The following is a 15,568-nucleotide window of genomic DNA, read 5'->3' as shown; positions in this document are numbered from 1 at the left end:
GTGAGGGGTAGCACAAGGAACCATGCGCTTCTGGACTCTTGCCTTGCCCCTCACCCTCCCCACGCCTGCGGCGCGGGTCCCCTCCCTCTCCCGGGACGGGAGAGGGCAACTACCGCCGAATGTGATTCCCCTTATTCCGCGGCCTGGCGCAGCGGAACCGGGGTGGTGTCGATCTGGGCGTCGACGACGGCCAGCGCGGTGACGTTGACGATGCCGCGGGTGGTGATCTCCGGCGTCACGATGTGCGCCGGGGCGCTGACTCCCAGCAGGATCGGGCCGACCGACAGGCCGTCGCTCAGCACCTTCAGCATCTCCAAGGCGATGTTGGCGGCGTCCAGCGTCGGCATCACCAGCAGGTTGGCCTGCCCGCGCAGCCGGCCGTTGGGCAGGGCAGCGTCGCGCACCGCTTCGCACAGCGCCGCACCCGCCTGCATCTCGCCATCCGCCTCCAGCTCCGGCGCCCGCCGGCGCAGCAGGTCGCAGGCCGCCCGCATCTTCAGCGCCGACGGCGAGTCCGAACTGCCGAAATTCGAATGGGAGAGCAGCGCCACCTTCGGCTCGATGCCGAAATGGCGGACCTTCTCCGCCGCCAGCACGGCGATCTCGGCGATCTCTTCGGCGCTCGGGTCGGGGTTGACATGGGTGTCGGTCAGGAAATAAGTGCCCTTGCCCAGGATCAGCAGCGTCATCGCGGCGGAAACCGGCGCGTCGCCGCGGCGGCCCAGCAGGTCGCGGACATGGCGGTGATGCTCGGCATAGCGTCCGGCGGTGCCGCAGACCATGGCGTCGGCCGCCCCACGCCGCACCATCAGGCTGGCGAAGACGGTGGCGTCGGCCCGCACCATGGTGGCGGCGAAAGTCGGCGACACGCCGCGCCGGCCCATCGCCTGCCGGTAGACGTCGGCATACTCATGACAGCGCGGGTCGCGCACCGGATCGACCACCGTGACGTCGCGGCCGGGGACCAGCCGCAGCCCGAGCTGTTCGATCCGCCGCGCCACCACCTCGTCACGGCCGAGCAGGATCGGCCGGGCGATGCCCTCGTCCACCGCCACCTGGGCGGCGCGCAGCACGCGCTCATCGTCGCCCTCGGCATAGACGACGCGCTTGGGCGCCTGGGCCGCCTTGTGGAACACCGGCTTCATCACGAGGCCGGAGCGGAAGACATATTGCCCGAGCCGCTCGCGGTAGGCGCGCAGATCGGCAATCGGCCGGGTGGCGACGCCGCTCTCCATCGCCGCCTGGGCGACGGCCGACGCCACATCGACGATCAGGCGCGGGTCGAAGGGCTTTGGCAGGATATAGTCGGGACCGAAGCGCAGCTGCTCGCCGGTATAGGCGGCGGCCACCACGTCGGAGGCCTCGATCCGCGCCATGTCGGCGATGGCCTTGACGCAGGCGATCTTCATCGCCTCGTTGATGGTGGTCGCCCCGACATCCAGCGCGCCGCGGAAGATGAAGGGGAAGCACAGGACGTTGTTGACCTGATTGGGATAGTCGGAGCGGCCGGTGGCGATGATCGCGTCCGGGCGGGCGGCGCGCGCCTCCTCCGGCGTGATCTCCGGATCGGGGTTGGCCAGCGCCAGGATCAGCGGCTTCGCCGCCATCACCTTGACCATCGCGCCGGTCAGCACCGCCGGCCCCGACAGGCCGAGGAAGATGTCGGCGCCGACCATCGCCTCGTCCAGGCTGCGCACGGATCCTGCCGTGGCGTAGCGATCCTTGTAGGGATTCATGCCGGCATTGCGGCCCTGATAGACCACGCCCTCGCGGTCGACCAGCACGATGTTGGCGCGCTTCACCCCCATGCCGACCAGCAGGTCGAGGCAGGCGATGCCCGCCGCCCCGCCGCCGGTGGAGACGATGCGCACATCCTCGAAGCGCTTGCCGACCACCTGCAGGGCGTTGTAGACGGCCGCCGCGACGACGATGGCGGTGCCATGCTGGTCGTCGTGGAAGACCGGAATCTTCATCTGTTCCTTCAGCCGACGTTCGACCTCGAAGCAGGCGGGGGCGCCGATGTCCTCAAGGTTGATGGCGCCGAAGGTCGGTTCCAGCCGGGCGATGGTGTCGACCAGCGCATCGACGTCCTTCTCGTCCAGCTCGATGTCGAAGACGTCGATATCCGCGAATTTCTTGAACAGGACGGCCTTGCCCTCCATCACCGGCTTGGCGGCCAGCGGGCCGATGTCGCCCAGCCCCAGCACCGCGGTGCCGTTGGAGATCACCGCCACCAGATTGCCGCGCGCCGTCACCTCCGCCGCGTTGGCCGGATCGGCGACGATGTCGGTGCAGGCGAAGGCCACACCCGGCGAATAGGCCAGCGCCAGATCGCGCTGCGTCATCATCGGCTTGGTGGGCACGATCGCCAGCTTGCCCGGTTTCCCGAGGCGATGGTAATCGAGTGCGCGCTCCTTCAGATCGCCCGACATGGCATTCCCCAATATTGATTGTCCCGCGGACGCATGTCGATGCCGAAGGCCGCATTTCTGCGGCTTGCCTGTCCGCTTTTTGACGAAGTCTTGGGGTTATAGGCGCGATATCTGTCAGAAGCCTGTCAGTACCTGTTGGTCATCATGCGCCATTGTCGCAGGAAGCGGGCGCGCTTGCTGTCGTCGAGAAAGACGAGGAGGCCGGGATTGAGCGTGGTGTGCTGGAGCGGACCGTTCAGCTCCGCCAGCAGATGCGCCGCCGAGAAGGGTCCGTCCACACTGGGTGAGATGGCGTAGAAAGGCGTCCTGTTGGCGATCCGGGTCTGCCCCTCCTGCGACAGCAGATAGTCGATGAACAGGCCGCCCAGCCCGGCGAGCGCCGCCCCCTTGGGGATGGAGGCGACGCGGGAGGTGACCAGCGTGTAGTCGCTGGGCAGCACGATGCCGATGGGCGCCCCCGCCAGCTGCCGTGCCCGCGCGTAGGATCCCAGCAGATTGTAGCCGATCAGCCGCTCGCCGCGCTCGATCTGGTCCAGCATCTCGCCGGTGCAGCAGCGCTGGTCCATGTGCCGGTCGGCCATCGCGTCCACCAGTTGCCAGAACTGGCTGTTCAGCACCGAATCCTGGGTGGCGAGCAGGAAGCCGATGCCGCTCTGGGCGATGTCGTAGGTGACGATGCGGCCATCGTAAACGTCCTTCTCGCGGATCAGCCGGATCAGGTCGTCGCGGGTGCGCGGCACGTCGGCCTCCGGCACCCGGTCGCGGTTGTAGACGATGACCGCCGGTTCCTGGGCGAAGCTGAACGCCTCGTCCCGCCAGTTCGCCCAGCGCGGCAGCACCGCCGTTGCCGGCGACAGATGACGCTGCATGTAGCCGTCATTGACCAGCTTCACCTGCAGGTCGGCCGAGGAGCTGATGACCAGATCGGGCAGCCGTTCGCCGGGAGTGACGATGCCGTCGTAAAGCTCGACCGCCGTCATCTCGTCATACTGGATGGCGATGCCGGGATGGCGGTGCTGGAAATCCTGGATCAACCCCTCCATCACCGGCCGGTCGGTGGTGGAGGCGATGACGAGCGTCGCGGTGCTGGCTCCCTCCGCCGCATAGAGGGTGCGCTTGGCGAAACTCTCCCCCGGCCAGAGCAGCAGGATCGACAGCAGCAGGATCAGCGACGGCAGCCAGAGGCGCTCCGCCTTTCCCGCCGTTTGCCCCGTGCCGCCATGCCCTTCCCGGCCTTCCGCCCCTTCTCCTATCCGGCAGGCGTGGCAGCGATGGTCGAGCGGGAACACCATCCGGGCGATCAGCCCGCCGCCGGGGCGGTCGATCAGCGAGAAGGACGCGCCATGCCCGTCGGCGACCGCGGCGACGATGGCGAGCCCCAGCCCGCTGCCCACCGTCCCCGCCGCCGAACTGCCGCGGCCGAACCGGCTCAACACCTTGGGTTTCTCGTCGTCGGGAACACCGGGGCCGCGGTCGGCGACCTCGACCACCGGGCCGCCCTCGCCGTTGGCGGGGCACAGCCGGACCACCACCGCCCCGGCGTCGCCGCCATATTTGATGGCGTTGTCCACCAGATTGACCAGCGCCTCGCGCAGGATCACCCCGTCGCCGCAGACGGCGATGTTGTCCGCGCCCTCCTGCTCGACGCGGAGCGTGGTGTCCTCGGCGATGGCGGAGGCCCGCTGCACCACCTGCCGGGCCAGCACCGTCAGATCGACGAAATCGGGGTGCAGCGCCTCGCTGCGGTGGACGACCATGGCATGGCTGAGCAACTGGGTCGTCAGTTCGCTCGCCTCGACGGCGTTGCGGTGGATGCGGCCGACGATGCGCTGGAGCCGGGCGGGATCGGTTTCCTCCGACGCCAGTTCCGACTGCGAGCGGAGTGCGGCCAGCGGCGTCCGGATCTGGTGCGCCATGTCGGCCAGGAAGGTCTTGGTCGATTCCAGATTGCCGTGCAGCCGCGCCATCAGACTGTTGATGGCGCCCAGAAGCTGGCGCACCTCCGCCGGAGCCGGCACGTCGATGGCGCTGAAATCGTTGGGCCGGCGGCCATGGATCAGCCGCTCCAGAAACCCCAGCGGCGCCAGCGCCTGCCGCACGCCGAACCACACCAGCCCGATGCTGACCAGCATCATCAGCATCACCGGCAGGAAGGAGTTCATGAAGAACCCGCGGGCCAGCGTGTCGCGCTCCTCCCGCGTCTGGGCGACGACGATGGTCACCCAGTTGGTCCGCCGCGCCTGGACGATCAGATGGCCCAGGGCGACGACGCGCACCGGCTCCCCGCGATAGACGGTGTCGGTGAAGCTGGCGACATCGTCCTGCCGCACGGCGCCGGGCAGATCGCGATAGCCGATGACCGGGCTGCCGTCGGTGTCCAGCACCTTGTAGAAGGCGCGGTCGCGCTGCGCCATGGCGAGGATGCCGAGCGAGGAATAGGGAAGATCGACCACCACGGCCCCCTCCTCCACCCGCACGGCATCGGCGATGGCGAGCGCGGAGGCGAGGAGAAGCTGGTCGTAGGCGCCGTCGGCGGCGCGCCGCGCATCGCTGCGGATCAGCAGGAACAGGCAGCCGGCGACCAGCGCCAGCACAAGCACCAGCCGCACCATCAGCCGCCGTTGCAGCGACCCCGCGGTCCGGCCGTCAGGGGGCATCTTGCCGTTCCGCGACATAGCCCTGACCATGCACGGTGCGGATGACGACCGACGCGCGCTCCAGCTTGCGGCGGAGACGCGAGACGTACAGCTCGATGGCGTTGGGCGCCACCGGCTGGTCCAGGCTGCACAGCCGGTCGATCAGCGTGTCCTTGGCCATCACCCGGTTCAGGTTCGACAGGAACAGCTCCAGCAGGCGGAATTCCCGCGCGCTCAGATCCACCGTCTGGGCCTCGACCGTCACCTTCTTGGTGGCGGTGTCGAAAACCATGTTGCCGAAGACCTGTTCAGAGGCGGCGATGCCGTGATGGCGGCGCAGCAGGGCGCGGCAGCGCGCCTCCAGCTCGCGGAAATCGAAGGGCTTGACGACGTAATCGTCGGCGCCGAGGTCGAGCGCATCGACCTTGGTGTCGACGCGCGACCGGGCGGTGACCACCAGGACCGGCGTCTGGTCGCCCTTGCGGCGCAGCTGGCGCAGCAGCGTCTGCCCGTCCGGGCCGGGCAGCATCAGGTCGAGGATGACGAGCTGATAGGTCTCGCCCGCCAGCAGCTCCTCCGCCTGATAGCCGTCGGCGGCCCAATCGATGGCGTAGCCATGCTTGCGCAGGCGCTGGATGATCGCGTCGGCGAGATCCTCGGTGTCCTCGACCACCAATATGCGCATGTTACCAGCCTCCGTCGACAGAACCGGCCGTGCCGCTGCGTCCACGGGGGAACCGCTCCTCGCGACACCGTCAAAAGGCGCGGACCACCGGTGCCCGGCGCCGCTTCAGACAGGCTGGCCCAGTTCGATCCTGCGCAGGCAATGCAGCACCCGCGCCGTCCCGTCGCCGGTCTCCACCAGTTCGCCGGGCTTGGCCCCGAGCAGGCTTTCCTTGCAGCCCATCCACTCCGTCGCGCGCTCGGCCGTGCCGAGAACCTCGACGGCCCGATCGAATACCAGACCGCCATCCACCATGGCATTGACCCCAATCATAAGACCACCTCGACTTCGGAAAAGGCCGACTGCCGGATCGTTCGCCGGTGCATCCGGCCCACGGACATCGTGCCGGACACCATGGTAAAGACCGCAGCTGTCAAAGACCTGTCGCCGATCATGTCCATGTCCCCAGTGTCGGCGGCTTGGGCAAAGGCGGTCTGGCACCCCGGCCGCGAAGCCCTTACACTCGCCCCGCGACCGAGCGGCCGGAGGAACAGTGACGGGGGAGCGGAGGCGGGCGACCGCAGTGGATGTGGCGCGGCTGGCGGGGGTATCGCAGTCCGCCGTGTCACGGTGCTTTACCGAAGGGGCCAGCGTTTCGGCGGAAACGCGCAGCCGCGTGCTGGAGGCGGCACGGCGGCTGTCCTACCGTCCGAACGCCATCGCGCGCAGCCTGACGACCCGGCGCACCAACCTGATCGGCGTCGTCATGGGCGATCTGGACGGGCCGTTCCAGCCCTATCTGTTCGAAACGCTCACCCGCGGCCTGGCCTCGCGCGGCAAACAGCCGCTGCTGGTGCGCGGCGATCCGGCGGATGCGCTGGACGGCACGGCGATGGCCGCGCTCGACTATCAGGTGGATGCGGTGGTGGTGACGGCCGGCAGCGTGTCTCCGGCGGCGATCCGCGGCCTGATGGCGCTCGGCGTCCCCTTGCTTCTCTACGGCCGGGCGGTGGAGGCGGACGGGGTGGACAGCATCTGCTGCGACAATCCGCTCGGCGCCCGTCTGGTGGCGCAGGCTCTGGTCGCGGCCGGCCACCGCCGCATCGCCTATCTCGGCGGACGCCCCACCGCCTTTTCCGAACAGGAACGCGGCAGCGCCTTCCGCGCGGCCTTGGCGGAGCTTGGCATGCCGCTGGCCGCCGTGGGAGAGGGCGACTACAGCTACGACAGCGGCCATCGCGAGGCGTTGCGGCTGCTGGCCGGTCCCGACCGTCCGGACGCCCTGTTCTGCGGCAACGACGCCATGGCCTTCGGCGCGCTCGACGCCGCCCGCACCGCCCTCGGCCTACGGGTGCCGGACGAGCTGTCCATCGTCGGCTTCGACGATGTGCCGATGGCCGGCTGGCCGAGCTTCTCCCTGACCACCATCCGCAATCCGGTCGAGGACATCGTGGCGACCCTGCTCGACATGCTGGAACGCCGGCTGGCGGACCCCGATGCCCCGCCGGTCCTGAACCGGCCGGCACCGGTGCTGGTCAGGCGGGGATCGGCACGCCTTTGACGCCCCTTTGACGCGCGGCAGAGCCGCATTCACCCCAAGCGGCAGAGCCGCATTCACCAAAGCATCACAATTCCATCATTCTGGCTTCACGCTTCCCGCCTAAACCCTGCGTCAGCGGCTTTGCATACGCATGCAACGGCGCTGGCCACTTCGGGAAATGCGGGAAGTCTGCGGCGATGGCGGAATTGCATGTCGAGAATCTGACCGTCGCCTATGGCGGCTCGCGCGTGCTGAACGGTGTCAGCCTCCATGTCCGCCCTGGGGAGTTCGTGGCGCTGCTGGGCTCGTCGGGCTGCGGCAAGACCACGCTGCTGCGGGCGGTGTCGGGCTTCGTGCCGGTGGACGGCGGGCGCATCGCCATCGCCGGGCGCGACGTGACCAATGCCCCGCCGGAGCGCCGCGACACCGCGATGGTCTTCCAGTCCTATGCGCTGTGGCCGCACATGACCACCGCCCAGAACATCGGCTACGGCCTGAAGCTGCGCCGCTGGCCGCGCCCGCGCATCGCCGAGCGGGTGGCCGAGATGCTGCGGCTGCTGAAGCTCGACGGGCTGGCCGACCGCAACGTCACCCAGCTGTCGGGCGGCCAGCGCCAGCGCGTGGCGCTCGGCCGGGCGCTGGCGGTCAATCCCGACATCCTGCTGCTGGACGAGCCGCTGTCCAACCTGGACGCCCGCATCCGGCTCGAACTGCGCTACGAGATTCGCGCGCTGCAACAGCGGCTCGGCATCACCGCGGTCCATGTGACGCATGACCGCGAAGAGGCCATGGTGATGGCCGACCGCATCGTCATCCTGAACGCCGGCAGCATCGCCCAGATCGGCACGCCGGAAGAAATCTACCGCCGTCCGGCCAGCGCCTTCGTCGCCAGCTTCCTCGGCGCGGACAATGTGGTGCCCTTGCAGGCGACCCGGACGGAGCGGACGCTGGAGATCGCCGCCGGCCCGGACCACGACGCCGTCAGCCTGCCGCTCGGCGAAGAGGGCGCACGGGTCGAGATGCCGGGCAGCGGCCCGGTCGCCGCGCATTTCCGCACTGAGTCCGTAAGGCTGGCAGCGGCCGGACAGGTTCCGCCCGACGCGCTGGTCCTGCGCGGCCGCATCACGCAGGCAGCCTATCCCGGCGGCCGCTGGCGCTACGGCGTCGCGGTCGGCGGCGCGGTCTTCCTGGTCGACGACGACGACCGCCGCACGGTCGGCGACGCCGTCGCCATCGTCATCCCGCCTTCGGCCCTGCATTGCTTCCCGCTCCGCCGGGAGGCGGCGGGAACGGCCTGAGGCGATCACAACCATCCGGTCCACCATCGGGAAAGAAGGGGGATTTTTCCATGACGCTCGTGAAGCTGAGGACGCTGCTCGCCGGTGCCGCCGGTCTGGCGCTCGCCGCCGGTCTTTCCGCCGCACCGCTGAAGGCCGAGACGGTGCTGACCGTGCTCACCGCCGGTGACCAGAACATGGTCGATTACGTCAACGAGTATCTGGCGCCGAAGTTCGAGGCGCAGAATCCGGGCGTCAAGGTGCGCGCCGCCGGCACCGGGCCGGGCGACGGCGGATCGCAGAAGATCTACGAGAAGCTGAGCGCCGAGGCCGCCGCCGGTGCCGCCAAGTGGGATGTCGACGTCGCCGTCATCCACCAGAAGATGGCCGGCCAGATGGTGCAGGAGAAGATGCTCTCGGCCTATGTCGGCGACGTGAAGACCGGCACGCTCGCCAGCCGCGACAGCGCCCGCAACGCGCTCGGCACCGACGTCACCGGCTATGTCCTGCCGATGTTCCACAGCCAGATCGCGCTGGCCTACAACCCCGAGCTGGTGAAGGCGCCGCCGAAGACCTACGCCGAGCTGGCGGAGTGGGTGAAGGCCAACCCGAAATCCTTCGGCTACAACGGCATCAAGGGGGGCATGTCGGGCGTCGGCTTCGTCACCGGCTGGGCCGCCGCCAACATCGGCGATGCCACAAGGCTGGAGAAAGGCCCCTACGACGCCGCGATGAAGCCGGCGATCGAGAAGGCGCTGTCCGGGTTGAAGGAGTTCAACAAAAGCGTCACGCTGACCCCCGGCAATGCCGGCACGCTCGACATGCTGAACCGCGGCGAGATCGCCATGGGGCCGGTGTGGGTCGACATGTTCTACAGCTGGCAGGCCGACGGCCGCCTCAACCCGGCGATGAAGCTCCAGCTGATCGGTCCGGGCATGCCCGGCCAGCCGATGTACTACGCCGTCCCGGCCAAGGCCGCCAACCAGGAGGCCGCCCGCAAATTCATCGAACTGGCGACCAGCCCCGAGGTGCAGGCCGACGGCATCGTCAAGCGCTTCAACTGGTATCCGGGCATCGACGCCACCTACGTGCAGCCGAAGCTGGACGCGCAGACCTGGGCCAAGCTGTTCACCGACGTGAAGCCGGACGAGCTGGCGAGCAAGGGCAAGCCCTTCCCGCTGTCGGGCTATTTCACCGACATCATGGAAGCCTATGAGCGCACCGTTGCCAACTGAGGCCGCCGGCCGTCCCGCTGCCCTCCCCCGCTCGCGCGGGGGAGACGGCGCCCCCGCCCTGCCCGCCGCCAGGACTGGTCCCGACTGGCTGTGGGGCGTGCTTCTGGTCCTGCCGGCGCTGGCGATGGTGGCGCTGTTCTTTCTGTACCCGCTCGGCCTGTCGGCGGTCAGCGCCTTCCAGGGCCGCGACGGCGGCTGGACGCTGGCGAACGTCGTGAAGGCGTTCGAGCTGTACAGCCTCGACATGGCCTTCACGCTGGCCATCGTGCTGCTGTCCTCGGCGCTGGTGGCCGTGCTGTCGGTGGCCATCGGCGGCTATCTGACCCTCGGCGAGAACCGGGTTGCGGTCACCCTGCTGCGCTGGCTCTACCGCTGGCCGCTGTTCATCCCCTTCATCGTCGCCGCCCAGATGATGCGCTCCTTCCTCGCCAAGAACGGGTTGATGAACAACCTGCTGATCGGCGGCGGCGTCATCGAGCCGTTGCAGGCGGCGAGCCTGCTCGACTGGCGCGGCGTGGTGGTGACCTTCGTCTGGAAGCAGACGCCCTTCGTCGCACTGATGGTGGCGGGCGCCATGGCCTCGCTCGACCGCTCGACCATCGAGGCGGCGCGCGATCTCGGCGCCGGGCGGCTGCGCATCCTGGCCGAAATCGTCGTTCCCCAGGTCCGGCCGACGCTGGTCGTCGGACTGATCCTCAGCTTCGTGACCATGCTGTCGGTGATGTCGGTGCCGATGATGATCAATCCCAACAGCCCGACGATGATCACGGTGGACATGGCCTACCGCATCAACGCCCACGGCGACTACGGCGTCGCCAATGCGCTGGGCTTCGTGTCCTACGCCATGGCCGGTCTGGTCGGCTGGTTCTACCTGCGTCACGGCGTGCGCCAGGGCGGTGCACGATGACCGCCCTCATCCCGACACGGGCGCTCGCCCAAATATTCGCCTGGATTCCGCGCGGACTGGCCCTCGGGCTGCTGGCCTTCGTCATCTTCGGGCCGCTGACCAATCTCGGCCTGTGGGCGGTGGCGGAGAAATGGTACTTCCCCCACACCCTGCCCCTGCAATACGGCTTCTCCTTCTGGGAGCGGGTGTTCGCCCCGCGCTCCAACGCCATGGCGTCGCTGGGAACCAGCGTCACCATCGCATTGCTGACGGTGGCGGCCTGCCTCGCCGTGTCGGTTCCCGCCGGCTATGCGCTGGCCCGGCTGCGGCTGCCCTGGCGGGGCGCAATCCTGCTGGCCTTCCTGCTGCCGCAGGCCTTTCCCAGCGTCGCCGTCTATATCAACGTGGCGCGCATCTTCTACACGCTGGGCCTGAACGGCACGGTGGCAGGCGTGGTTCTCGTCCACACCGTCCATGGGCTGGTCTTCTCGGTCTGGATCACCGCCGCCGCCTTCGCCGCCGTCGACCGCTCGCTGGAGGAGGCGGCGCGCGACATGGGCGCCGGCCCCTTGCGCACCTTCTTCGGCATCACCCTGCCGCTGGCGGCGCCGGGGGTGATGGCAAGCTCCATCTTCGTCTTCCTGGAATCGCTGGACGAGTTCACCGGCACCTATTTCGTCGGGGTGCCCGACATCTCCACCCTGCCGCTGCTCATGTTCAACGCCGGCATGGGCGGCAATTTCCAGATCGCCGCCATCACCGCCCTGATCCTGCTGGTTCCCTCGGTGGGCTTCATGCTGGTGATCGAACGTTTCCTCAAGGCCGACGTGCTGGCCAAAGTCGGACATTGACCCTCATGGACATCCAGGTTCTGGGCGTCGGCGAAGCGGCCGACCCCTCCTTCGCCAATTCCTCGCTGATCGTCGCCGCCAACGGCTTCCGCCTGATGATCGACTGCGGCCATTCCGTGCCGCCCGTCCTGTGGCGCGAGGTGCCGGACCCCGATGCCATCGACGCGCTCTATTTCACCCACCATCACCCCGACCATTGCTTCGGACTGGTGCCGACGCTGATCCGCTGGACCGACGACCGCCGCAGCAAGCCGCTGGACATCGTCACCACCGTCGGCGGGTGGAAGCAGCTGGCCCTGCTGTTCCAGGCCGGCGCCACCGATCCCGAACGGTCGCTCTCCTTTCCGCTGCGCTGGATCGAAACCCCGGAAGACGGCACGCTCGGCCCCTTCCGCCTGCGCACCGCCCTCACCCGCCATTCCATGCCCAACCGCGCAATCCGGCTGGAGGCGGACGGCGTCGCCTTCGCCCATTCCGGCGACGGCCGCGCCACAGCGGAGTCGGAAGATCTCTTCCGCGGTGCCGACCTGCTGTTCCACGAGTGCCTGACGGTGGAGCCGGACCCGCTCCAACCCTTCCACGCTGCCTTCAGCCAGCTGTCCGATTTCCCCGAGCGGCTCGGCGTCCGCGCGATGCGCCTCTACCATGTCCGCATGGGCGAACGGGACCGGCTGGCCGCCGCCTGCGCTGCCGACACACGCATGAGTCTCGCCCAGCCGGGGGAGCGGATCGTCCTCCAGGCCCAGGCACCCACAGCCTGACCCGGCTTTCCGCAGCAAAGCCGGGTCAGGCCAGCTGCGGAATCGCTCCGGCCTGCCAGCGGCGGCGGATGACCGCGGTGCGCTTCTTGCCGCTGGAGGTCTTCTCGATGGTTCCCTTGGGCACGACGGCGATGTCGGTCGGCACGAAGCCGAAGCCGTCGAGGATGCAGCGCCGGATCGCCGTCAGCCGTCCACTGACGACCGGCGGCGGCGATGCGGCGTTTCCCTCGACCAGCAGCACCTGACGCGGTCCGCCGGGCTCGTCGGCACCGAACAGCACCGCGCGTCCGGGGCCGACGAAGGGCAGCGATTCGACCTCCAGCTCGACATCGGCGGGGATGACGTTGCGGCCGCCCACCACCAGCATCTCGTCCTTGCGGGCGACGAAGAACAGCTCGCCATCGTGCAGGAACCCCAGATCGCCGGAGCGCATCCATCCCCGGCCGAGCGCCCGCTGCGTCATCGCCTCGTCCCGCCAGTAGCCGGGGGTGAGGCAGGGCCCGGCGACCGTGATCTCGCCCAGCCTCAGCTCGCCGAGCGGATGGCCGGCCTCGTCGCGCACGACGAGGTCGCAGGAATCGTTGGGCCGGCCGACCGAGACGAGTTCCAGCGCTTCACCGTCACCGTCACCACCACCGCCGTCGTCGCCGGTCAGCACCCGGCCTCCCGGAGCGATGCGCACGCGCAGCCGGCGAAGCCCCGGATCACGGCTGTGGGTGCAGCCCAGCGTGTATTCCGCCATGCCATAGCCGGCGCGCAGCTGCGATGGCGGCATCCCCAGCGGCGCCAGGACCGCCGCCGCCTCGTCCAGCACCGCCGGGCTGATCTTCTCGGCGGCGACATAGAGGATCAGCGCCGACAGGTCGCAGCCGCGGCCATGCAGGCGGCGCACCCCGCGCAGCGTCGCCGCCAGCACCGAACTGGTGGAGAACGTCAGATCGCTGCCCCGCGCGGCCATCGCGGCGAACCAGCGCGCCGGATTGCGCATGTACCAGGCGGGGGGTGCGACCATGGCATCGGCGCCGGTGAACAGCGGCAGCAGAATGCCGATGAACAGCCCCATGTCGTGATAGAAGGGCAGCCAGGACGCAATGGACCGCGGCGACCGGCCGCTGCCGGCAGCCGCATAATTGTCGGCAAGCTGGCGGAGCTGCGCCATCACCATGGCGTGGGTGACCATCACGCCCTTGGGCTGTCCGGTGCTGCCCGAACTGAACTGGATCAGCGCCAGCCCGTCGGCCCTGCAATCGCCAATCGTCGCCGGCAACCGCTCAAGCGGCGCCTCCAGCGCCTCCACCGTGGTCAGCAGCGGTTCCAACTGCGGAACAACAGCGGGACGGTCGGTCACCACCAGCCGCGCATCACTTCGCCGCGTCACCTCCAGCAGGAAACGCAGGAAGCCGCCCGCCCGGTCGGTGCCGCCGGCCGCACCTGAAGCCGTCTCCGAAGCCGTTCCCGACCAGGGCCGCAGCGGCACCGGTACGGCTTGCAGCTGCCACAGCGCCAGCAGCAGGGAGACCGCGGCTGAACCGGTGTCGAGCAGCATCACCACGCGGTCGCCCGGCCGGATGCCGCGGGCCGCCAGCCCGGCGGCGATGGCGCCGGACTGGGTCCGCAGCTCTGAAAGCCGCCGGTCGATCCCTTCGGCGGGAAAATGCCACAGCGGGTCGCCTGCGGCCCCGCCATGGTCGAGCCAGTTCAGAAGCCCCGCCATCGCCGCCTCACACCGCCCGCACGGCGATGGCCGCGTTGACGCCGCCGAAGGCGAAGGACTGCGAGACGGCGGCGCCGAAGCGATGGGCGCGCGCCTCGTTCGGAACGCAGTCGATGTCGCAGTCGGGGTCGGCGCCCTGGTAATTGACGGTCGGCGGCGCCACGCCGCGGGTGAGGCCGAGGATGGTGGCGATCAGCTCCAGCGCACCGGCGGCGCCGAAGGTGTGGCCGATCTGCGATTTGGTGGAGGACATCATCAGCCGCGCCGCATGGGGACCGAACACCGCATGGGCCACCGCCGTTTCGACCCGGTCGTTCAGCGGTGTCCCGGTGCCGTGGGCATTGAGATAGCCGATCTCATCGGTGTTGAGCCCGGCGTCGGCCAGGGCCTGCATCACGGCCCGGACCGGGCCACGGATCGTCGGCTGCACGGTGTCGGTGGCGTCGCTCGACATGCCGAAGCCGGCGATCTCCGCCAGCACCGGGGCGCCGCGCCTGTCGGCGGACTCCATCGTCTCGATGACCAGGATGCCGGAGCCTTCGCCCAGCGCCAGCCCGGAGCGGCCGGAGGAGAAGGGACGGCAGGTGTCGGAGGCGATGGTCCGGGCCGCATCGAAGGCGCGCATCACCGCATAGATGACGTTGGCCTCGGTCCCGCCGGTCAGCGCGCGTTCGGCATAGCCGTGACGCACCATCATCGCCGCCTGCGAGATGGCGTGCGACCCGGAAGCGCAGCCGGTGGCGATGACGAAGGACGGCCCGAGGATTTCGTGCTCGATGGCGATCATGCCGCAGGCGGCCTGATGGTTGGTGCGCGGCACCGTGGTCGGATGGGCGCGCGGCCGCCGGTTGGCGAACAGGTGGATGGCCGTCTCTTCGCGCGAGATCTCGCCGCCGCCGCCGCAGCCGAGCACGATGGCCGCATCGGTCAGGTCGGCGGAGGTCAGGCCGGCGGCGGCGATGGCCTCGTTCGCGGCCAGCAGCGCATATTGCACGAAGGGTTCGCAGGTCAGCAGCTGCGCCTCGCTGAAATGATCCAGCGGCCGGTAGCCGGCGACGGTCGCAGCCGGGCGGATGACCTCCATTCCCTCGAAGGTCCGGCGGGTGGGCTGGATGGCCGTGCGCGCCTCGGTCACGCCCTGCCAGAAGGCGGGAAGGCCGACGCCGAAGCCGGTGACGGCGCCCACACCGGTCACCACCACCCGGTGCGAGCCGTCGGGGCGGCGGTACCGACCGCCTGTCATGCCGTCACCTCTCTGGCGGCGGCCAGACGCCGGACCAGCACCTCCAGTTCGCCGCAGGTCTCGAAGACGTCCAGCCCCTCATCGACGATGCCGACGCCGAACAGCTCCTCGATCTCGAAAGTGATGGTGATGACCTGGATCGACGCCAGCCCCAGCCGGTCGAAACGGGTGTCGGGAGTGAACTCGGTCTCGCGCAGGCTGGGCACGACCTTGACGATACAGTCCTTGATACCGCCCCAGACCGGGCTGTCGGCGAAGGGGGTGGAGTCGGGCATCGGCGTTCCTTCGGTTGAGGTCGATCGGGTATCGGGACGGCGGCGGCGCGGGCC

At 69.2% G+C, this 15,568-nt stretch carries 13 protein-coding genes; 6 read left to right on the top strand and 7 right to left on the bottom strand.

What is annotated here, in order from left to right; translation table 11 throughout:
• Positions 1-131: 131 nt before the first annotated feature.
• The 4 genes from GBZ48_RS25805 to GBZ48_RS25790 all read right to left on the bottom strand — a co-directional run bounded on the left by GBZ48_RS25805 (position 132) and on the right by GBZ48_RS25790 (position 6,065).
• A complete protein-coding gene (locus GBZ48_RS25805; RefSeq protein ID WP_174473637.1) occupies positions 132-2,432 on the bottom strand; it encodes an NADP-dependent malic enzyme in 2,301 nt (766 codons plus the stop codon).
• Between the two features lie 125 nt (positions 2,433-2,557).
• On the bottom strand, positions 2,558-5,089 hold the full coding sequence (locus GBZ48_RS25800) for a sensor histidine kinase (RefSeq protein ID WP_174473636.1): 2,532 nt from the start codon (positions 5,087-5,089) through the stop codon (positions 2,558-2,560).
• Positions 5,079-5,753: a response regulator transcription factor gene (locus GBZ48_RS25795; RefSeq protein ID WP_174473635.1), complete on the bottom strand. Its 675-nt coding sequence runs from the start codon at positions 5,751-5,753 to the stop codon at positions 5,079-5,081. Before GBZ48_RS25795 ends, GBZ48_RS25800 begins: the two co-directional genes overlap by 11 nt.
• A 105-nt stretch (positions 5,754-5,858) precedes the next feature.
• Positions 5,859-6,065, bottom strand: a complete 207-nt coding sequence (locus GBZ48_RS25790) for an antitoxin Xre/MbcA/ParS toxin-binding domain-containing protein (RefSeq protein ID WP_174473634.1) — start codon at positions 6,063-6,065, stop codon at positions 5,859-5,861.
• Between the two features lie 220 nt (positions 6,066-6,285).
• Here GBZ48_RS25790 and GBZ48_RS25785 point away from each other — a divergent pair, with 220 nt between their 5' ends.
• The 6 genes from GBZ48_RS25785 (at position 6,286) to GBZ48_RS25760 (ending at position 12,282) form a co-directional block, all read left to right on the top strand.
• Positions 6,286-7,293, top strand: a complete 1,008-nt coding sequence (locus GBZ48_RS25785) for a substrate-binding domain-containing protein (RefSeq protein ID WP_174473633.1) — start codon at positions 6,286-6,288, stop codon at positions 7,291-7,293.
• A gap of 176 nt (positions 7,294-7,469) precedes the next feature.
• Positions 7,470-8,570, top strand: coding sequence for an ABC transporter ATP-binding protein (locus GBZ48_RS25780; RefSeq protein ID WP_174473632.1), 1,101 nt, complete (start codon positions 7,470-7,472; stop codon positions 8,568-8,570).
• A 50-nt stretch (positions 8,571-8,620) separates the two neighbouring features.
• Positions 8,621-9,784, top strand: a complete 1,164-nt coding sequence (locus GBZ48_RS25775) for an extracellular solute-binding protein (protein ID WP_174473631.1) — start codon at positions 8,621-8,623, stop codon at positions 9,782-9,784.
• Positions 9,774-10,691, top strand: a complete 918-nt coding sequence (locus GBZ48_RS25770) for an ABC transporter permease (protein ID WP_246307451.1) — start codon at positions 9,774-9,776, stop codon at positions 10,689-10,691. Before GBZ48_RS25775 ends, GBZ48_RS25770 begins: the two co-directional genes overlap by 11 nt.
• On the top strand, positions 10,688-11,521 hold the full coding sequence (locus GBZ48_RS25765) for an ABC transporter permease (protein WP_174473630.1): 834 nt from the start codon (positions 10,688-10,690) through the stop codon (positions 11,519-11,521). The genes GBZ48_RS25770 and GBZ48_RS25765 overlap by 4 nt, the downstream gene beginning before the upstream one ends.
• A 5-nt stretch (positions 11,522-11,526) precedes the next feature.
• Entirely contained in the window at positions 11,527-12,282 is a 756-nt protein-coding gene (locus tag GBZ48_RS25760) for an MBL fold metallo-hydrolase (RefSeq protein ID WP_174473629.1), read from the top strand.
• Between the two features lie 25 nt (positions 12,283-12,307).
• On the opposite strand, the gene GBZ48_RS25755 is transcribed toward GBZ48_RS25760, so the two are convergent.
• The 3 genes from GBZ48_RS25755 to GBZ48_RS25745 are packed head-to-tail and all read right to left on the bottom strand — an operon-like array spanning position 12,308 to position 15,514.
• Positions 12,308-13,996 (bottom strand): AMP-binding protein, encoded by a 1,689-nt coding sequence (locus GBZ48_RS25755; RefSeq protein WP_174473628.1) that lies wholly within the window; start codon positions 13,994-13,996, stop codon positions 12,308-12,310.
• A 7-nt stretch (positions 13,997-14,003) separates the two neighbouring features.
• On the bottom strand, positions 14,004-15,239 hold the full coding sequence (locus GBZ48_RS25750; RefSeq protein ID WP_174473627.1) for a beta-ketoacyl-[acyl-carrier-protein] synthase family protein: 1,236 nt from the start codon (positions 15,237-15,239) through the stop codon (positions 14,004-14,006).
• Entirely contained in the window at positions 15,236-15,514 is a 279-nt protein-coding gene (locus GBZ48_RS25745; protein ID WP_174473626.1) for an acyl carrier protein, read from the bottom strand. Before GBZ48_RS25745 ends, GBZ48_RS25750 begins: the two co-directional genes overlap by 4 nt.
• Positions 15,515-15,568 lie beyond the last annotated feature (54 nt).

Source organism: Azospirillum melinis (genome assembly GCF_013340935.1).
In the GTDB taxonomy this organism is placed as follows: Bacteria; Pseudomonadota; Alphaproteobacteria; order Azospirillales; family Azospirillaceae; genus Azospirillum; species Azospirillum melinis.
Note: the sequence above shows the minus strand (reverse complement) of the source record. Positions and strands in the feature narration are given on the sequence as shown.